Source organism: Caulobacter vibrioides OR37, assembly GCF_000372645.1.
Taxonomy (GTDB): domain Bacteria; phylum Pseudomonadota; class Alphaproteobacteria; order Caulobacterales; family Caulobacteraceae; genus Caulobacter; species Caulobacter vibrioides_E.
In genome coordinates, this window is the sequence record NZ_APMP01000033.1 from 16,883 (window position 1) to 35,618 (window position 18,736).

The window sequence follows — 18,736 nt, forward strand, 5'->3', positions numbered from 1 at the left end:
TCCCCTTGTTGGCCCGACAGCAGCACGCTCACACGCGGTTGTGAAGCGCGGCCGGGCGCCTTAGCAATTTCGACCTCAGTCGAGGGGTGAACATGAAACAGTCTTTCAAGGCGGGCGTCGCGAGCTTGCTGGCCGCCGCGTTGATCGGGGCCGGGCCGGTCCTGGCCGAGGAGAAGGGCGGCGACAAGCCGGCCGCCGAGGCCAAGAGCGACATCAGCCTGCCGCCGCTGCCGGCCGACAAGTCGGTCAAGCAGACCATGGTCCTGGGCGGCAAGACCCTGTCCTACACCGCCACGGTCGGCTCGCTGCCGGTGCGCGACGGCAAGGGCAAGGTCATCGCCGACGTCGTCTTCACCGCCTACACGCTGGACGGCGCGGCGCCGGGAACCAAACGGCCCGTCACCTTCGCGTTCAACGGCGGACCGGGCGCGGCCTCGGTCTATCTGAACCTCGGCGCCATCGGGCCCAAGCGCGTGCAGTTCGGCGCGGCCGGCGACGCCCCCTCCGATTCGCCGGCCCTGATCGACAATCCCGCCTCTTGGCTGGACTTCACCGACCTCGTCTTCATCGATCCGGTCGGCACGGGCTATTCCCGCTCGCTGGTCGATCTGGAGACCACCAAGAAGACGTTCTTCGGCGTCGACTCCGACGTCGCCTATCTGTCGCGGGTGGTCTTCGACTGGCTGGTCAAGAACGGCCGCATGGCCTCGCCCAAGTACGTGACCGGCGAAAGCTATGGCGGCTTCCGCGCGCCGCGCATCACCTACGCCCTGCAGACCGAGTACGGCGTCGGCGTCAGCGGCGTGGTGATGGTTTCGCCGTTCCTGGACGCCAAGGCCGAGGTCGGCGGCGACTTCTCGCCGATGCCCTGGATCACCTCTCTGCCGTCGATGGCCGCCGCCGAACTGGAGCGTCAGGGCAAGCCGATCGGCGCCCAGGCCATGGCTCCGATCGAGGCCTTCGCCCGCGGCGACATGGTCGTCGACCTGCTGAAGGGCTCGTCCGACGAAGCCGCCTTCAACGATCTGGTGACCCACGTGGCGACCTATACGGGCCTGGATCCGCGCCTGGTCCGCACCATGGGCGGCCGGATCGACAGCCAGACCTATCTGCGCGAGCGCCGCCGGGCCGAGGGCAAGATCGGAAGCTGGTACGACAGCAACGTCGTCGCCGACGATCCCTTCCCGTGGTCGGCCGACCGGCGGAGCGGCGACCCGATTCTCGACTCGATCATCGCCCCGACCACCAGCGCCTATGTCGACTTCGCCACGCGCGTCGTCGGCTGGAAGGCCGAGGGGCGCTACAACGCCCTCAGCGGCGAGGTCGGCGAGAACTGGGAAAAGAACTGGTTCAGCTCGGCCGAGTCGGTCACCGCCTTCCGCAAGGCCGTCGCCGCCGATCCGAAGATGAAGGTGCTAGTCGTCCACGGCTATGGCGACCTGTCATGCCCCTACTTCGTCTCGCGCCTCGTGATCGACCAGATGCCCAAGGCCGCCGCTGGCCGCGTGAGGCTGAGCGTCTATCCGGGCGGCCACATGTTCTACAGCCGCCCCGACAGCGGCGCGGCCTTCCGCAAGGACGTGGCGGCGCTGTTCGAGGCGAAATAGTCGAGGGCTTGTCGGCGGAGGGACTTCCGAAACGTCCTGGGTCCATCCCTGGGAGAAGCGACCGATGACGAAGTCCCCCGCCGCGACGATCGACGACTATCTCTCCGCGCTGCCCGCCGAGCAGCGCTCGGCCTTGGCCGCGCTTCGCGACCAGATCCGCGCCGCGGCGCCCGAAGCCAGCGAGGCGATCAGCTACGGCCTGCCGACCTTCAAGCTGAACGGCAATCTCGTGCATTTCGGCGCGGCGGCGAAGCACTGCGCCTTCTATCCAGGCGCGGTGGTCCAAGACTTCGCCGATCGGCTGAAGGGGTTCGAGACGGCCAAGGGCACGATCCGCTTCCAGCCCGAAGCGCCGTTGCCGCCCGAGCTGGTGGCCGACATTGTCCGCCGCCGCGTCGCTCAGAACGCGGTTCGGGCGGCGGGGCGGAAACGCGAGAGGCGCGAGCGCGGCGTAGGGCCGGTGTGACGGAGGCGGCGCTCTATCGCGCCAGCCGTCCGTCCTCCAGGGCGCGGGGTTCGAACGAGAAGATCACGTTCGGGTCGGGCCGGGCGACGCCCTTGATCAGCTTCTTCTCGCCGGAGGCGTGCAGCAGCCAGCGGATGACGTTGAGGCGGGCTTCCTTCTTGTGGTCGGCCCGCACGCAGACCCAGGGCGAGACGTCGCTGTGGGTGCGCATCAGCATCTCGTCGCGGGCCTTGGTGTAGTCGTCCCATTTGTCCTGGGCGACCTTGTCGAGCTCGCTGGTCTTGAACGCCTTCAGCGGATCGTCGCGCCGGGCCTTCAGGCGCTCGGCCTGGACCTCGCGGGTGATGTCCAGCCAGAACTTGACGAACCGCACGCCGTTGTCGACCAGCATCCGTTCGAAGGCCGGCACATCCTTCAGGAACTGCTCTTGCTGCTCGGGCGTCGAGAAGCCCATCACCCGCTCGACCCCGGCGCGGTTGTACCAGGAGCGGTTGAAGATCACCGTCTCGCCACCCGCCGGCAGGTATTCGACATAGCGCTGGAAGTACCACTCCGTGAGTTCGCGCGCGTTCGGCTTGGGCAGGGCGACCACCGTCGTGTCGCGCTTGGACAGATGCTCGGTGACCCGGGCGATCACGCCGTCCTTGCCGGCGGCGTCGCGGCCCTCGAAGATCACGAGCGTCTTCCAGCCCTCCTTCATCGCCTTCTTCTGGGTGGCGATCAGGGCCAGCTGCAGCTGGGCCAGCTCGTTCTCGTAGTCGTCTTGCTTGCTCATGACGTCAGCCTACCCCCGGAAAGGCGAGATGAGCTAGAAGGACGTCATGATCCGTCTGTTTGTTCCCAACAACCTCTCGGCCGGCGCCGGCGTCGTTCCGACCGTCGACCAGTCCCGCTACCTGACCTCGGTCATGCGGCTGTCGGTCGGCGACGAGCTCCTGCTGTTCAATGGCCGCGACGGCGAGTGGCGCGCGAGCCTCGTCGAGGCGACCAAGCGCGGCTGCCTGCTGAAGGCCGAGGAACAGACCCGTCCGATGGCGATGGGTCCCGACCTCGACCTGATCGTCGCCATGGTCAAGCGCGGGCGGGTCGAGACCATCGTCGAGAAGGCGGCCGAGCTGGGCGCGCGCCGGGTTCGCCTGACGGTGACGCGGCGAACCAATGTCGACTTCGTGAAGCTGGGCCGCCTGGACGCTATCGCCATGGAGGCCGCCGAACAGACCGGTCGCCTGGACGTGCCCGAGATCGCCGATCCGGAGAAGCTGGATAAGATCCTGGACGCGTGGGACCCGTCCCGCCGCTTGGTGTTCTGCGACGAGGGCGGCGACGCCAGGCCGGCGATCGAGGCCCTGGCTGGAACCGGCGCGCCGGCGGCGATCCTGATCGGTCCGGAAGGCGGCTTCGCGCCGGAGGAACGCGAACGACTGAGGGCGCTTTCCTTCGTCACGCCGGTGTCGTTGGGACCGCGCATCCTGCGCGCCGACACGGCCGCGATTTCGGCCATGACTCTCTGGCAAGCCGCCGCCGGCGACTGGCGTTAGGCTGGCCAGGAACGATTATGCTCAAGGCGCCCCCTTGAGGTTCTCAAAGAAAACGCCCAACTGGGCGTGACCGAGTAGTATCGCCGTCGGCGGAGAGATTGGGCCCTCTCCTCCAGCATCATCGCAAACCCTGGGGAGGGACGGCTTGCATGGCCGACACCGCTAGCGTCCAGGAGCGTCAGCTGACGCTCGCCGACCTGACCGACTACTTCGCGCGGGGCAGCAAGCCTCGCGAGCGTTTCCGCGTCGGCGCCGAACACGAAAAGTTCGGCTTCTATCTCGGCTCTCACGCGCCAGTGCCCTACGAGGGCGACAAGGGCGTTCACGCCTTGCTGACGGGTCTTCAGCGCTTCGGCTGGACGCCGGTCATGGAAGGCGAGACCATCATCGGGCTGGAGCGCAACGGCGCCAATGTCAGCCTGGAGCCGGGCGGCCAGTTCGAGCTGTCGGGCGCGCCGCTGGCGACCATGCACGAGATCTGCGCGGAGACCGGCCAGCACCTGGACGAGGTCAAGACCGTGGCCGACGAATTGGGCCTGGGCTTCGTGGGCCTGGGCTTCTCGCCGCTATGGAAGCGCGAGGAGGTGCCGGTCATGCCCAAGGGTCGGTACGTGATCATGCGCAACTACATGCCGAAGGTCGGGAATCTCGGCCTCGACATGATGCTGCGCACCTGCACGGTGCAGGCCAATCTGGACTTCTCCAGCGAAGCCGACATGGTCGCCAAGTTCCGCATGAGCCTGGCCCTGCAGCCGATCGCCACGGCCTTGTTCGCCAACTCCCCGTTCACGGAAGGCAAGCCGAACGGCTTCCTGTCGGCCCGGGCCAATGTCTGGACCGACACCGACCCGAACCGCACGGGCCTATTGGACTTCGTGTTCGAGGACGGCTTCGACTTCGAGCGCTACGCCCGCTACGCCCTCGACGTGCCGATGTATTTCGTCAAGCGCGGCGACACGTACATCGATGTCGCCGGCCGCAGCTTCCGCGACTTCATCGAGGGCAAGCTGCCCGAGCTGCCGGGCGAGATCGCCACGATGAAGGACTGGGCCGACCACACGACCACGGCCTTCCCCGAAGTGCGCCTGAAGACCTATCTGGAGATGCGCGGCGCGGACGCCGGCCCGTGGAGCCGCCTGTGCGCTCTGCCGGCCCTGTGGACCGGCGTCTTCTATGACGACGCGGCCCTGGCGGCGGCCTGGGACCTCTGCAAGGACTGGACGATCGAGGATCGCGAGGGCCTGCGCCGCGACGTGCCGAGGCTGGGGCTGAAGGCCCAGGTGGCGGGGCGCGGCGTCCGCGACGTCGCCCGCGACTTCGTGGCCATCGCCAAATCGGGCCTGAAGAACCGCGCCTACATGAACGGCGGCTTCCTGGACGAGACGATCTATCTCGGCGAACTGGAAGAGATCGCCGACAGCGGCGTCACGCCGGCCGAACGCCTGCTGTCGCTGTACAATGGCGAATGGCGCGGCGACATCGGCCGCCTGTTCACCGATTTCGCCTACTGAGCGGGTTGTCGTCAGCCCTGGCCGTGGCCGGCAATTCGTGGCGTTATGAAGTCTGTCTTCATAACGAGGCGTTCAATGCGTTCCATCCTGCTTGCCCTCGCGCTCCTGGCCGCGCCGGCCGCCGTTCAGGCCCAGGCCGCCGCGCCGCCCGAGACCTGCGTCGCCAAGGACGCCGACCTGCCGCCAGAGCTGGCGGCGTGGCGGGACAGGGCCCCGCTCGCGGCCGCCCGCGGCGTGTCGGGGCTGGATAAGGCCGTTCTGGCGCCCGGGAAGGCTTATGCGGCGACCTTGAGCCCGGCGGCGGACGTTACCTATCCGGTCAAGCCCGACCGCCCGGCCATCCCGGACGGCAAGGGCGGCCTTTTGGCCTTCGACGCGCCGGTGGCGGGGACCTACGCCGTCGCGCTGGGCGCGGGCGCGTGGGTCGATGTGATCAAGGACGGCGTCGCGCTGCGCTCGACCGCTCACGGCCACGGACCCGCCTGTTCAACGGTCCGCAAGATCGTCAACTTCGATCTGCGACCCGGCCGCTACGTGATCCAGATCGCGTCGAGCGCCGAGACGACGCTTCCGATCCTGGTGACGGTCAAACCCTAGAGCACCGCTCGGACCGCCGCGATGATCGCCGCCCATAATCCGATCGTGGCGGCGAGGGCCAGCAGGCGGCCCCAGGCGAAGCGGCGGACGGGACGTTCGGCCGAGGCGTGAACCGCGGACGTCCGATGATACGTGACGTAGGCCATGGCTTCCTCCGCGCTCCTCTGGCGGGAGCGGCCTTACAAGGCAGCGCTTCCAGGCGTTAACGGGCGCTTAAGAAACGCCTACAGCGACCCGGTGTCGCGGTAGGGGCGATCGACATCGCGTTCGACGTGGTCGGGATCGGGCGTCTCGACATTTGGGGGCCAAGGCTCGGCCTGGCTGCGGCCCGAACCGCTATCGGTGTGAAGAACCACCTCGTCGACGTCGACGGTCGTCGTCTCGGTCGTCGCGCGGTCGCCCAGTTGGAACTCCACGTGCTCGGGGTAGAAGGCGACGCGGCCCGCGATCGACTCCACGGCCGGGAACGGGGTCTCGTAGGACCACACCGCGTTCTCGATCAGATGGCCGTCGCGATAGATCGTGAAGTACGAGGCGTCGCCCTTATAGGGGCAGTGGGTCACCTTGTCGGTCCGTCGCAGGAAGGCCATCCGCACGTGGTCGCGCGGAAAGTAGAAGACCGGCGGATAGCTGGCCTCCCGCAGCACCAGAACATCGTCGCTGTCGGCGATCTCATGGCCCTCGAACAGCGCGCGCACGGCGTTCGGGGCCGGGGTGATGGTGATCGGGTGGGTCTCGTCGGGGATCTTCATGCCGGGCTCCCGTCCGTGGAATAGGGTCGCCTGGAGAAACGCATGGGGTTTCGGCCAAGCTCCGGACAAAGATGGGCGCGACCGGGGCGGCGGCAAGCCGTTGCTTGTGAAACGGTCTGACGCGTGATCTTCTCCCGCCAACTTGGGGTCGGCGGAATGATTTGACCTGGGGCGCGTCGGGCGAACGTATGAGCGATTTCGCCGTCCGACGCGCTCCAAGGTTTTGCTTCTAGGGCTTTTTCATCGAGTTGGAGGTTATCCAAGCTCGACGGGCCTAGGGGGCGGCGTCCCGCTTCTCGTCACGGTTCAAGGTTCGCGTATGAATGTCGTCATCGCCGCGGGGATCCTGGTCACGCTCGTGACCGGCGTGCCCGTCCTCGTCCAGCTGCTGCGCGGCCATCCGCGCGGCCTGATCATCTGCTTCCTGGCCGAGATGTGGGAGCGCTTCTCCTACTACGGCATGAGGGGGCTGCTGATCTTCTATCTGACCCAGCATTTCCTGTTCGACTCGAAGGTCGCCAGCGGCCACTACGGCTCCTACACCTCGCTGGTCTATATCGTTCCGCTGCTGGGCGGCTTCCTGGCCGACCGGTATCTGGGCACCCGCAAGGCCGTCGCGTTCGGCGCGATCCTGCTGGTCGCCGGCCATTTGGCCATGGCGATCGAGGGGCCGCCGGCCACCCAGACCCTGACCTATGGCGGCCATGCCTACGCCTTCCAGGCCGAGGGCCGGGGCGAGGAGCGCGTGGCCAAAATGGTCGTCGCCGGCAAGCCCTACGCGGTCAAAGCCACCGAGACCGGCGACTTCGAGATCAAGGACCTGCCGGCCGGCGCCGGCCTGCCTTCGGTGCTGCCCAAGGGTCAGTACAAGCTGGACGTTAAGGACCGCGACCCGACCTATCTCAACATCTTCTGGCTGGCCCTGTCGCTCATCATCGTCGGGGTGGGCTTCATGAAGTCCAATGTCGCCGCCTTGGTCGGGCAGCTCTACCCGCAGGGCGACCCGCGCCGCGATCCGGGCTTCACCCTCTACTACTACGGCATCAATCTGGGCTCGTTCTGGGCGGCCATTCTGTGCGGCATTCTGGGCGTCAACATTGGCTGGTGGGCCGGCTTCGGCGCCGCGGGCCTGGGGATGCTGGCCGGCTTCGTCATCTTCGTGCTGGGCAAGCCCTGGCTGCTGGGCAAGGGCGAGCCGCCGGCGGACGCCAAGCTCAAGGAAAGGGTCGCCGGCCACGTCACGCGCGAGGTGGTGATCTACGGCGTCTCGCTGTTGGCCGTGGCGGCGGTGTTCCTGCTGGTGCAGTACACGCCGGTGGTGCGAGGCGCGCTGATCGCCGGGATGTTTGGTTCGCTGGCCTACATCCTGTGGTTCGCCTTCGCCAAGGTCGATAAGGTCGAGCGCGAGCGCTTGTTGCTGGTCACGGTGCTGGTGTTGGGCGCGGTGGTGTTCTGGACGCTGTTCGAGCAGGCCGGTTCGTCGCTGAACCTGTTCGCGGCCACCAATGTCGACCTGCTGCTGCTGTCCAAGCCGGCCGAATGGTTCGGGGGCGCGGTGGTGCTCGGCGCTCCCAGCCAACTCGCGGCGGCGGGGATCTCGACCGCCGGCAGGCTGTGGATTAACACCGACCTCAACGCCGCCCAGACCCAGGCCATCCAGGCGGGCTGGATCCTGATCTACGCGCCGGTGTTCGCCGCGATGTGGACCGTGCTGACGCGCAAGGGCGTCAATCCCAGTCCGATGATCAAGTTCGGCCTGTCCCTGATCCAGGTCGGCGGCGGATTCCTGGTCCTGCTGCTCGGCGCGCAGTTCGCCGGCCCCACCTTCAAGATGCCGCTGATCTTCCTGGTCGTGATGTACATGCTGCACACGACCGGCGAACTCTTCATGTCGCCGGTCGGCCTGTCGCAGATGACCAAGCTGTCGCCGCTGCGCATCGTCTCGTTCGTGATGGCCGTCTGGTACATGGCGCTGGCCATGGCCAACCTGTTCGGCGGCTGGATCGCGGCGATCGCCTCGACCGAGACGATCGCTGGTCAGGTGCTGAATCCGGGCGCGGCCATGGCGCAGGCCCTGCTGGTCTTCAAGGTTATCGGCCTGGCGGCCATCGGCATCGGGGTGCTGTTCCTGCTGCTGGCCCCGGTCCTCAAGAAGTGGTCGCACGGCGCCGACGATGTCGACGCCGGACCGATCGCCGACTCCACCGTCTCGGGCCAGGCCTAAAGGCCGGGCGCGGGAAAAAACGAAGGGCCCCGGGTGATCCGCCGGGGCCCTTCTCCGAGACGCGGAGGGGCCGCGTCTCACTCCAGGTGGGAACGGCCCTGGCGATGGCTCAAATCGCCAGGGCCGCTTTCCGCTCCTACCCGAAGCTCGTTCGAAGCTTGGCGGACGTCGCGGGTCCGTCCGGTGGTTTGGCGTGTTCCTTTGAAGGGCTTGTGACGGCGTGCGTCGCGGTCGCGCGCAGCGTCGTCCATCCCTCGCGCGCCGTCCCTGGCGCGACCCGCGCAAGTTGACCGCGCGGGGCGGGCGAGGACAGTTACAAGCGAGAAATGTGCATTAAACCTTCGACAGAAACCGACAGTCCGCCCGGATTTGCAAGGCGCGGGGCGGTCTTGGATGTCGAACGGGGAGGGAGGACGATGACCGACACGATCACGCGGCTGACGGCGGCGGACCTGGTCGGCCCGGCCGGCGAGGCGCTTTTGGCCTTGAACAACGCCCATGCCGAGGAACTGTCCTGGCTGGAGCCCGCGCGGCTGGCGCATCTGGTTTCGGAAGCCTTCGTCGCCCGCCGAATCGGCGTCGCCGACGCCTTGCTGCTGACCTTCGACCAAGCGGCCGACTACGACAGCCCCAACTTCCTGTGGTTCCGCGAGCGCTATCCGGCCTTCGTCTATGTCGACCGGGTCGTGGTCACCGACGGCGCGCGGGGTCGGGGGCTGGCGCGGCGGCTCTATGACGACCTGTTCGTCGCCGCCCGTTTGGCGGGCCATGAGCGGATCGTCTGCGAGGTCAATTCCGACCCGCCGAATCCGGCCTCGGAGGCCTTCCACGCCGCGCTGGGGTTCGTCGCGGTGGGGACGGCGACGATCCACGGCGGGAAGAAGACGGTGACGTACTTGGAGCGGACGCTCGCGACCTAAACCGCCGTGCCGCCGACCGTCAGGCCGGTGATCTTGAGGCTTGGCTGGCCCACGCCGACCGGCACGCCCTGGCCGGCCTTGCCGCAGACGCCGATGCCGGGATCGAAGTCGAAGTCGTCGCCGATCATCGTCACCCGGGTCAGGGCCGAGGGGCCGTCGCCGATCAGGGTCGCGCCCTTGACCGGGGCGGTGATCTTGCCGTCCTCAACCAGATAGGCCTCGGTGCACTGGAAGACGAACTTGCCGTTGGTGATGTCGACCTGGCCGCCGCCGAAATTGGCGCAGTACAGGCCCCGCTTCATCGAGGCGATCATTTCCCGCGGATCGTCGTTCCCCGCCAGCATCCCGGTATTGGTCATGCGCGGCATCGGCATGTGGGCGTAGGACTGGCGGCGACCATTGCCGGTGGCCTTCATGCCCATCAGCCGGGCGCTCATCCGATCGTGCATGTAGCCGACGAGGACGCCATCCTCGATCAGCACCGTGCGCTCGGTGGGCGTGCCCTCGTCGTCGACGGTCAGCGAGCCCCGGCGGCCCGGGATCGAGCCGTCGTCGAACACCGTGACGCCCTTGGCGGCGACGCGTTCGCCGATCCGGCCCGAAAAGGCGCTGATGCCCTTGCGGTTGAAGTCGCCTTCCAGGCCGTGGCCGACGGCCTCGTGCAGCAGCACGCCGTTCCAGCCCGGACCCAGCACCACGTCCATCTCCCCGGCCGGACAGGCGACGGCGTCGAGGTTCACGAGCGCCATGCGCAGGGCCTCGTCGACCTGGTCTCGCCACTTGTCCGGCGAGATCCAGGCGGCGAAACCGGCGCGGCCGCCGGCGCCCGACGAGCCGCTCTCGCGGCGGCCGTCCTTCTCGACGGTGACCTGGACATTGACCCGCACCAGCGGGCGCACGTCGCGGATCAGCCGGCCGTCGGCGCGCAGGATCTCGACCACGCGGCGCTCGCCGGCCAGCGAGGCCATCACCTGCACGACGCGCGGGTCGCGGGCGCGAGCGAAGGCGTCGATCTCCTGGAGCAGGGCGACCTTGTCGGAAAAGTCCGGCGCGCTGACCGGATTATCCTCGCCGTAAAGCTTCTCGTTGGTGGCGCGAGGACCTTCGGCGGAGACGCCCGCGTGGCCGCGCTTTGCCAGGCTGGCCGAATCGGCGGCACGGCGGATGGCGGCCTCGCTGATCTCGGCGGCATGGGCGTAGCCCGCAGTCTCTCCAGCCACGACGCGCAGGCCAAAGCCCTCGCCGCTGTCATAGGCCGCGCTCTTCAGGCGTCCGTCATCGAAGACGAAGGCTTCGCTCTCGGAGCGCTCGAGGAACAGTTCCCCGTCATCGGCCCCGGCGAGGGCCTCGCCCAGGATCCGCTGGGCGCGTTCGGGATCGACGCCGGCGGCGTCCAGGATGGATGGACCCAACAGTGAAGAGGCGGGGAGCGGTGCGTTCATGAGCCTACAGGTAGGCCTTCCGAACGCGTCCGTCACCCCGCCGCTTTGTCGCGAGCCGTCCGTGGACGTCGTCGCCTTCTAGAAATCGCGCCGCACCTCGCCGGAACCGGTGATTTCGGTGTCGACGCTCTTGGGCTCGGTGCGCAGTTCGACGTCGCCGCTGCCGGAGATGTCGATCTTGACCTTGCCGGTGGCGAACACCGCGCCGCCGCCGCTGCCGGAGACGTCGACCACGGCGTCCCGGCCCTTCAGATCGGAGAGATCGGCGTAGCCCGAGCCGGAATTGTCGACCGAGATCGTCTCGGTCCTGCCCTGGGCGTTGACCCGGCCCGAACCCTCGATCGACACTGACAGGCGCGGCTGGTCGTAGCGGTGGATCTTCAGGTCGCCCGAGCCCTCGACCTCGAACCGGGTCACGGCCGGCGCCACGACCGTCACCTTGACCCTTTCGGCGTCGCTGCGAACTTGCAGGCCGTCGGCGCCGAGGGTCATGGTGGCGCGCTCGACGATGTCCTCGTCGTCCAACGTCAGCCGGCCGCCCTCGACCCGCATGTGGTCGACATAGGCCTGAGGACCCGAGATCACGACCTTGGCGTCGGCGCCCTGGACGTAGGTGACGTCGACGGGCAGGTCGATCGACAGCGTGTCCTTGCCGGTCCAGGCGAAGGTGCGGTCGACCAGCGCCGGCGCGGGGCCGCCGTGACCCAGGCCGACATGGCGGCCGGTATGGATGACCCTGCCGCCGTCGCGGACGACGATGGTTTCGTCGCCATTGATCGGAATGGTCCAGCCGTTCTTGATGATTTCCGGTCCGGCGACCCAGGCGACGCCGGCGAAGCAGACGACGGCCAGAGCCAGGCTCGCGGCGCCGACGATGAGCGTATTGCGGATCAGCATGTCAGGTCCCCTCCCTTTCGCTCAAACTTGATCGATGGCCGGCTTCAGGAGCCGGAAGTGAAGGCGGCCGTACCAGACCACCAGGTTGAACAGGCCGACCGTCGCGGCGGTCAGCAGCGCCCCCAGGAAGGTGGCCGCGGCCATCAGGCCCAGGCCGATCAGGAAGGCGGTGATCGGTCCGCCGGGCGGCGAGGCCAGTGGTCCGACGGCGAAGACGAAGCCGCCGCCGATGAACAGCGCGACCACGGCGACCAGCACCCCGAACAGGGCGCCCAGCACCCCCATTAGCAACGGCAGCAGGAACATCACGTCCAGCGCCCCCAGGCCCAGCAGGGCGACGATGGCGCCGGCGGCGTTCGACGGGCTCTTCTTCTCTTCCCATTGCCTGAGGCCAGCCTCGGCGCGCAGTTCGCGGGCCAGGCGGTCCGGATCGCCCAGGGCCGCGGCGACCTCGGCCTCGCTGCGGCCGGCGGCCTCGGCGTCGGCGAAGTGCGCCTCGTGATCGGCGACGATGTCGGCGATGGTCGTCACCGGCAGGCCGGCCAGGCCTCGGCGCAGACGTGAAATGAACTCGGCGCGGGTCATGCGGCGGCTCCCACGATGTCGTTGACCGCGTTCGAGAAGGCGGCCCATTCGGCTTTCTGCTGCTCGAAGCTCCGACGGCCCGCGTTGGTCAGGCGGTAATATTTGCGCGGCGGACCGCTCTGGCTTTCCACCAGATAGGTCTCGACCAGCCCATCCGACTGCATGCGGCGCATCAGCGGATAGATCGTCCCTTCCCCCATATCGATGTCCTTCGTCAGCCGGCTGGCGATCTCGTAGGCGTAGCTGTCGGCGCGGGAGAGCAGGGCCAGCACGCAGAGGGCCAGCACCCCCTTTTTCAGTTGAATCTCGATTGTTTCCGGCACGGCGTCTCTTGCCTCCGTTGATGCTCTCTTCTACCGCCAGGTACTGATCACCGCAAGGTACCTATCCATGAACGATACGTAATGACGCGGAGGCCCCATCCGGCGAAATCGTCGCGGTTTTCTAAGAATGATTCTCGACTAGGCGCGCGGGTCTTGGGCAGGCGGGCAATCGCGGGCCACGCGCGCGGTCTCAGCGGCTTGGCAACCGCTGGCGATGCGCGTATGCAGCCGATGGACCAACATGCGGACGGGCTGGCGCCGACGCGCGACTCATTTCGAGGCGCGTCGATCGCAAGGGGGCCGATCGTGTGTCGTAATAAGCAAGTCGGCGCGGCGAGACCTTGAGAGAGGTCAAATCCGCCGAAACGGGCCGTGAGGGAAATGAAGGCGCAATTTTCGGGGATTCGGCGGATCTTGACGGGCGCGTCGGCGCTCGCCGCCACGATGATGTTCGCGGGACATGCTCTCGCCGAGGATCTGCTGGGCCAGCCGACGCCGGGGGCGATCGACCTTCAGCCGGCCGCTTCGGAGCTGAAGCACCACGCGATCTGGTTCCATGACATGATCCTGCTGCCGATCATCACCGGCATCACCCTGCTGGTGCTGGGCCTGCTGATCTGGATCGTGGTGCGCTACAACAAGAAAGCGAACCCGGTTCCGGCCAAGTTCAGCCACAACACCACGATCGAGATCATCTGGACCCTGGTGCCGGTCCTGATCCTGATGGTCATCGCCATCTTCTCGTTCCGGCTGCTGTTCCACTACAACGACATGCCCAAGCCCTACATGACCGTGAAGGCCACGGGCTATCAGTGGTACTGGGGCTACGAATATCCTGATCAGAAGATCAGCGAGATCGTCTCCCTGCCGCTGTCCAAGGAAGACGCCGACGCCAAGAAGGTCCCGTACCTGCTGGCCGCCGACAAGGCGATGATCGTGCCGGTGGGCAAGGTGGTTCGCGTGCAGGTCACCGGCGCGGACGTCATCCACTCGTTCGCCCTGCCGGCCTTCGGCCTGAAGATCGACGCCATCCCCGGCCGCCTGAACGAAACCTGGTTCAAGGCCGAGAAGACCGGCGTGTTCTACGGCCAGTGCTCGGAGCTCTGCGGCGTCGACCACTCCAACATGCCGATCGAGATCCACGTGGTCTCGCAAGGCGAGTTCGACGCCTGGGTGAAGTCGAAGGCCGCGCCGGCCGCCGCGCCCGCGGCTCCCGCCGCCGCCGCTCCGGCCGCGACCCCCGTCTCGGCTCCGGCCGCTCCCGCTTCCGCTCCGGCCGCGGCGAAAGCCGCGCCGGCGGTCTAGAACGCTCGTTAGGATAACAGTCCGATGGCTCACGCCGCAGACACTCACGGCCACGGCGGTCACGACGACGCCGACCACAAGCCGCCCTTCTTCCAGCGCTGGTTCTTCTCGACGAACCACAAGGATATCGGCACGCTCTACATCCTGTTCGCCATCATGGCGGGCATTGTCGGCGGGGCCCTGTCGGGCCTGATCCGCTGGGAGCTGATGAACCCCGGCATCCAGATCTTCCGTCCGGACTCGCCGATCCACCTGATGGGTCTCGTCGAGCAGACCAAGCACGGCTACAACGCCGTGGTCACCGCCCACGCCCTGATCATGATCTTCTTCATGGTCATGCCGGCGATGATCGGCGGTTACGGCAACTGGTTCGTCCCGATCATGATCGGCGCGCCGGACATGGCCTTCCCGCGGATGAACAACATCTCGTTCTGGCTTCTGTGCGCCGCCTGGGTGCTGCTGGTGACGTCGATGTTCACGCCCGGCGGTCCCGGCCAAGGCTTCGGCGGCGGCTGGACGATCTATCCGCCGCTGTCGACGATCGGCCACAAGGGCCCGGCCATGGACCTGGCCATCCTGGCCCTCCACCTGGCCGGCGCCTCGTCGATCCTCGGCGCGATCAACTTCATCACCACGATCTTCAACATGCGCGCGCCGGGCATGACCCTGCACCGCATGCCGCTGTTCGCCTGGTCGGTGCTGATCACCGCCTTCCTGCTGCTGCTGTCGCTGCCCGTCCTGGCCGGCGCCATCACCATGCTGCTGACCGACCGTAACTTCGGCACGCACTTCTTCGACCCGGCCGCCGGCGGCGACCCCGTCATGTTCCAGCACCTGTTCTGGTTCTTCGGTCACCCGGAAGTGTACATCCTGATCCTGCCGGGCTTCGGCATCATCAGCCACATCGTCTCGACCTTCTCCAAGAAGCCGGTCTTCGGCTACCTGGCGATGGCCTACGCGATGGTCGCCATCGGCTTCGTCGGCTTCGTGGTGTGGGCGCACCACATGTACACGGTCGGCATGAGCATCAACCTGCGCGCCTATTTCGTGGCCGCGACGATGATCATCGCCGTCCCGACCGGCGTGAAGATCTTCAGCTGGATCGCCACGATGTGGGGCGGTTCGCTGGACTTCAAGACGCCGATGCTGTGGGCGATCGGCTTCATCTTCCTGTTCACCGTCGGCGGCGTCACCGGCGTGGTCCTGTCGAACGCCGGCATCGACTACAGCCTGCACGACACCTACTACGTGGTGGCGCACTTCCACTACGTGCTGTCGCTGGGCGCGGTGTTCGCCATCTTCGGGGCCTTCTACTACTGGTTCGAGAAGATGTGGGGCGTGAAGTACAACGAGTTCCTCGGCTGCGTTCACTTCTGGGTCATGTTCGTCGGCGTGAACCTGATCTTCTTCCCGCAGCACTTCCTGGGCCTCCAAGGCATGCCGCGTCGCTACGTCGACTATCCGGAAGCCTTCGCGAAGTGGAACTACGTCTCGTCGGTCGGTTACATGATCACGGTGGTCGGCGTCGCCGTCTTCCTGATCGTGCTGATCGAAGCCGCCATTCGTCGCCGCAAGGCCGAGGCCAACCCGTGGGGCGAAGGCGCCACCACGCTGGAATGGACCCTGTCCTCGCCGCCGCCGTTCCACCAGTTCAGCGAACCGCCCGTGATCAAGGAAGACGGCCACCACTAAGGCTCGTCCTCCGGATCGGATCCTAAGCCTGGGGGCGCGGTCGAGACCCGAAAGGTCATGACCGCGCCCCTTCGCCCATTGAAGACCGGTATATTCAAGCTTCCATGTCGAAGACCGCCGCCATGACTCCGGACAGCATCTCGCCGGATGCCCCGCGTTCCGACGCGATCCAGGCCGCCCGCTGGCAGGACTACTTCCAGCTGATGAAGCCGCGCGTCATGTCGCTGGTCGTGTTCACCGGCCTGACCGGCCTGCTGGCCGCCCGCGCGCCGGTGCATCCGCTGCTGGGCGCCGTGGCCGTGCTGTGCATCGCCATCGGGGCGGGGGCCTCGGGGGCCCTGAACATGTGGTACGACGCCGACATCGACCGCCAGATGCGCCGCACGCGCGGCCGCCCGGTCCCGGCCGGCAAGGTCAAGGGCGAGGAAGCCGCCACGCTGGGCGTGGTGCTCAGCCTGCTGTCGGTGATGTTCCTGGGCTTCGCGGTCAACTGGTTCGCCGCGGGCCTTCTGGCCTTCACCATCGTGTTCTACGCCGTCGTCTACACGATGTGGCTCAAGCGCTGGACGGCGCAGAACATCGTCATCGGCGGCCTGGCCGGCGCCCTGCCGCCCGCCATCGGCTGGGCCGCGGCCACCGGCCACGCGCCGCTGAACGCCTGGCTGATGGTGGCGATCATCTTCTTCTGGACCCCGCCGCACTTCTGGGCGCTGTCGCTGTACGTCACCACCGACTACGCCAAGGCCGGCGTGCCGATGCTGCCGGTGGTCAAGGGCGCCAAGGAAACGCGGAAGCAGATCCTGATCTACAGCCTGATCCTGATCCCGATCTGCCTGTCGCCGGTGCTGACGGGCCTGGGCGGTCCGATCTATCTGGCCGTCGCGGCCCTCGGGGGAGCGGTGTTCCTGGTCCTGGCTTGGCGGGTGTTCGCCAGCAAGGCCGGCGACGCGGCCGATCCGCGCGTCACCGATCGCGCCCTCTACGAGGTCGACGAGGACAAGCACGCCGCCGGCGCCAAGGCCGCGCGCAATCTGTTCGCCTTCTCGATCCTCTATCTGTTCGCCCTGTTCGCCGCCCTGTTGGGCGAGGCCGTCGCGGGCGTTCCCGCCCTGGAGCTGCTCAAGTGAATCAACCCGTCGACGACAAGGCGGCGCGGGACGCGGCCGCCAAGGCCCGAAATGGCCGCAACATCGCCATCGGCCTGGGGCTGGCGGCCTTCGTGGTCCTGGTGTTCATCGTCACCCTCGTGAGGCTCGGCGCCAATGTCGCCCAACCGCACCCCTAAGGACGGCCTGACGCCGCGGGAGGTCGCCGCCCGTCGCAACGGCAAGGTGGCCCTGATCTGCGCGGTCACCTTCTTCGGCATGGTCGGCGCGGCCTACGCCGCCGTGCCGCTCTACAAGCTGTTCTGCCAGGCGACGGGCTTCGACGGCACGGTGCGCAAGGCCGTGGCCAAGCCGACCCGGATCCTGGACCGCAAGGTCACCATCCGCTTCGACGCGAACCTCCGAGACCTGCCCTGGGAATTCCAAACCCTGCAGGCCAGCCAGGACGTCCGCATCGGCGACACGGGCCTGGCCTTCTTCAAGGTCACCAACCCGACCGACAAGCCCCAGACGGGGCGGGCGCTGTACAATGTGGTGCCCGAGTCGGCCGGACCCTATTTCCAGAAGCTGGAGTGCTTCTGCTTCTCGAACCAGACGATACAGCCCCACCAGACGGTCGAATTCCCGGTCGTCTACTTCGTTGATCCCAAGTTCGCCGACGATCCGGAGACCCAGGGCAAGAACGAGATCACGCTCAGCTACACCTTCTTCCCGGCCGTCGAGGACGCGAAGAAGTCGAAAGTCGCGGCCGAAGCGCCGCCTCGCATCGTGGAACCCCTTGGCGGCGCACCGTCGAGAGGGCTATAGCGTTTAACAACGATCACGGCGCTGGGGGGAAACCTGCGACCGTGGCCTGAGGGATATAAGGGTAAGCAGCAACATGGCCGGCGCCGTCAAACACGACTACCACATCCTTCCGCCCAGCCCCTGGCCGTTCGTCGGCTCGGCCGCCGCGACCGTCATGGCGATCGGCCTTATCGGCTGGATCAAGGGCGGCGTGCTCGGCATCGAGAAGGGCAACTGGGCCATCTTCGCCGCCGGCGTCGCGGGCGTGCTCTACACGATGTTCGGCTGGTGGTCGGACGTGGCCAAGGAAGCCAAGGCCGGCGACCACACCCCGGTCGTCTCGATCGGCCTGCGCTACGGCATGATCCTGTTCATCGCCTCGGAAGTGATGTTCTTCGTGGCGTGGTTCTGGATGTTCTTCGAGATGGCGCTGTTCCATCATCACCGCACCCTGTCGGCGATCGAGGAAGTCCGCACCGCCTGGGCCACCTGGCCGCCGGCCGGCGTCGAGACCGTCTCGCCCTGGCACCTGCCGCTGGTCAACACCCTGACCCTGCTGCTCTCGGGCACGACCGTGACCTGGGCCCACCACGCCCTGCAGACTGGCGACCGCAAGGGCGCCCAGTGGGGCCTGATCCTGACCATCCTGCTCGGCGCGCTGTTCACGACCATCCAGGTCTATGAGTACAGCCACATCAACCACGAGCACCTGTTCTACTCGGAAGCCGCCGCCAACTCGGGCCTCTACGGCTCGACCTTCTTCCTGGCCACCGGCTTCCACGGCTTCCACGTGTTCGTCGGAACGGTCTTCCTGATCGTCTGTCTGATCCGCCTGATGAACGGCGCCTTCACGCCCAAGCAGCACTTCGGCTTCGAGGCGGCCGCCTGGTACTGGCACTTCGTGGACGTGGTCTGGCTGTTCCTGTTCGCGTTCATCTACGTGATCTTCGGGGCCTCGGCCCACTAGATCGAGAGATCCCAAGGG

The 18,736-nt window shown here is 67.1% G+C and carries 20 protein-coding genes; 13 read left to right on the forward strand and 7 right to left on the reverse strand.

Features of this window, described 5'->3' with window-relative positions; translation table 11 throughout:
- Positions 1-92: 92 nt before the first annotated feature.
- Both OR37_RS18315 and OR37_RS18320 read left to right on the forward strand, forming a co-directional pair.
- Entirely contained in the window at positions 93-1,607 is a 1,515-nt protein-coding gene (locus tag OR37_RS18315) for a S10 family peptidase (RefSeq protein ID WP_004623346.1), read from the forward strand.
- Between the two features lie 64 nt (positions 1,608-1,671).
- Positions 1,672-2,073 carry an iron chaperone gene (locus tag OR37_RS18320; RefSeq protein WP_004623347.1) on the forward strand — a complete coding sequence of 134 codons (402 nt, stop codon included), beginning with the start codon at positions 1,672-1,674 and terminating at the stop codon, positions 2,071-2,073.
- 13 nt (positions 2,074-2,086) lie between these two features.
- Here OR37_RS18320 and ppk2 read toward each other — a convergent pair whose 3' ends face one another.
- Positions 2,087-2,848, reverse strand: a complete 762-nt coding sequence (ppk2, locus tag OR37_RS18325; protein WP_004623348.1) for a polyphosphate kinase 2 — start codon at positions 2,846-2,848, stop codon at positions 2,087-2,089.
- Positions 2,849-2,894: 46 nt separating this feature from the next.
- Between ppk2 and OR37_RS18330 the strand changes: the two genes are divergently transcribed.
- The 3 genes from OR37_RS18330 (at position 2,895) to OR37_RS18340 (ending at position 5,719) form a co-directional block, all read left to right on the forward strand.
- Positions 2,895-3,611 carry a 16S rRNA (uracil(1498)-N(3))-methyltransferase gene (locus OR37_RS18330; RefSeq protein WP_004623349.1) on the forward strand — a complete coding sequence of 239 codons (717 nt, stop codon included), beginning with the start codon at positions 2,895-2,897 and terminating at the stop codon, positions 3,609-3,611.
- Between the two features lie 149 nt (positions 3,612-3,760).
- On the forward strand, positions 3,761-5,122 hold the full coding sequence (locus OR37_RS18335) for a glutamate--cysteine ligase (protein ID WP_004623350.1): 1,362 nt from the start codon (positions 3,761-3,763) through the stop codon (positions 5,120-5,122).
- A gap of 75 nt (positions 5,123-5,197) precedes the next feature.
- A complete protein-coding gene (locus OR37_RS18340; RefSeq protein WP_004623351.1) occupies positions 5,198-5,719 on the forward strand; it encodes a hypothetical protein in 522 nt (173 codons plus the stop codon).
- On the opposite strand, the gene OR37_RS21920 is transcribed toward OR37_RS18340, so the two are convergent.
- Positions 5,716-5,865 carry a hypothetical protein gene (locus OR37_RS21920; RefSeq protein ID WP_004623352.1) on the reverse strand — a complete coding sequence of 50 codons (150 nt, stop codon included), beginning with the start codon at positions 5,863-5,865 and terminating at the stop codon, positions 5,716-5,718. The two genes, OR37_RS18340 and OR37_RS21920, sit on opposite strands and share 4 nt — an antisense overlap.
- Positions 5,866-5,943: 78 nt before the next feature.
- Positions 5,944-6,471 carry a DUF427 domain-containing protein gene (locus OR37_RS18350; RefSeq protein WP_004623354.1) on the reverse strand — a complete coding sequence of 176 codons (528 nt, stop codon included), beginning with the start codon at positions 6,469-6,471 and terminating at the stop codon, positions 5,944-5,946.
- Between the two features lie 319 nt (positions 6,472-6,790).
- Here OR37_RS18350 and OR37_RS18355 point away from each other — a divergent pair, with 319 nt between their 5' ends.
- Positions 6,791-8,695: a peptide MFS transporter gene (locus tag OR37_RS18355; protein WP_004623355.1), complete on the forward strand. Its 1,905-nt coding sequence runs from the start codon at positions 6,791-6,793 to the stop codon at positions 8,693-8,695.
- A 416-nt stretch (positions 8,696-9,111) separates the two neighbouring features.
- Positions 9,112-9,615, forward strand: coding sequence for a GNAT family N-acetyltransferase (locus OR37_RS18360; protein ID WP_004623356.1), 504 nt, complete (start codon positions 9,112-9,114; stop codon positions 9,613-9,615).
- Here the strand turns inward: OR37_RS18360 and tldD are convergent.
- The 4 genes from tldD to OR37_RS18380 all read right to left on the reverse strand — a co-directional run bounded on the left by tldD (position 9,612) and on the right by OR37_RS18380 (position 12,862).
- Entirely contained in the window at positions 9,612-11,057 is a 1,446-nt protein-coding gene (gene tldD, locus OR37_RS18365; protein WP_004623359.1) for a metalloprotease TldD, read from the reverse strand. The genes OR37_RS18360 and tldD overlap by 4 nt on opposite strands.
- A 78-nt stretch (positions 11,058-11,135) precedes the next feature.
- Positions 11,136-11,954 (reverse strand): GIN domain-containing protein, encoded by an 819-nt coding sequence (locus OR37_RS18370; RefSeq protein WP_004623361.1) that lies wholly within the window; start codon positions 11,952-11,954, stop codon positions 11,136-11,138.
- 21 nt (positions 11,955-11,975) lie between these two features.
- Positions 11,976-12,539 carry a DUF1700 domain-containing protein gene (locus OR37_RS18375; protein WP_004623362.1) on the reverse strand — a complete coding sequence of 188 codons (564 nt, stop codon included), beginning with the start codon at positions 12,537-12,539 and terminating at the stop codon, positions 11,976-11,978.
- Complete coding sequence (locus OR37_RS18380; RefSeq protein WP_004623364.1) at positions 12,536-12,862, reverse strand: PadR family transcriptional regulator; 327 nt, start codon at positions 12,860-12,862, stop codon at positions 12,536-12,538. Before OR37_RS18380 ends, OR37_RS18375 begins: the two co-directional genes overlap by 4 nt.
- A 381-nt stretch (positions 12,863-13,243) precedes the next feature.
- On the opposite strand from OR37_RS18380, the gene coxB reads away from it, so the two are divergent.
- The 6 genes from coxB to OR37_RS18410 all read left to right on the forward strand — a co-directional run bounded on the left by coxB (position 13,244) and on the right by OR37_RS18410 (position 18,718).
- Positions 13,244-14,167: a cytochrome c oxidase subunit II gene (coxB, locus tag OR37_RS18385; RefSeq protein ID WP_035017703.1), complete on the forward strand. Its 924-nt coding sequence runs from the start codon at positions 13,244-13,246 to the stop codon at positions 14,165-14,167.
- 24 nt (positions 14,168-14,191) lie between these two features.
- Positions 14,192-15,859 carry a cytochrome c oxidase subunit I gene (gene ctaD, locus OR37_RS18390; protein ID WP_004623368.1) on the forward strand — a complete coding sequence of 556 codons (1,668 nt, stop codon included), beginning with the start codon at positions 14,192-14,194 and terminating at the stop codon, positions 15,857-15,859.
- 104 nt (positions 15,860-15,963) lie between these two features.
- A complete protein-coding gene (gene cyoE, locus OR37_RS18395; RefSeq protein WP_004623370.1) occupies positions 15,964-16,986 on the forward strand; it encodes a heme o synthase in 1,023 nt (340 codons plus the stop codon).
- Positions 16,983-17,144 carry a hypothetical protein gene (locus OR37_RS21925; protein ID WP_004623371.1) on the forward strand — a complete coding sequence of 54 codons (162 nt, stop codon included), beginning with the start codon at positions 16,983-16,985 and terminating at the stop codon, positions 17,142-17,144. Before cyoE ends, OR37_RS21925 begins: the two co-directional genes overlap by 4 nt.
- A complete protein-coding gene (locus tag OR37_RS18405) occupies positions 17,122-17,772 on the forward strand; it encodes a cytochrome c oxidase assembly protein (protein WP_004623372.1) in 651 nt (216 codons plus the stop codon). Before OR37_RS21925 ends, OR37_RS18405 begins: the two co-directional genes overlap by 23 nt.
- A 73-nt stretch (positions 17,773-17,845) precedes the next feature.
- The gene (locus OR37_RS18410; RefSeq protein WP_004623373.1) at positions 17,846-18,718 is read left to right on the forward strand and encodes a cytochrome c oxidase subunit 3; all 873 of its coding nucleotides are present in this window, start codon (positions 17,846-17,848) and stop codon (positions 18,716-18,718) included.
- Positions 18,719-18,736: the final 18 nt, after the last annotated feature.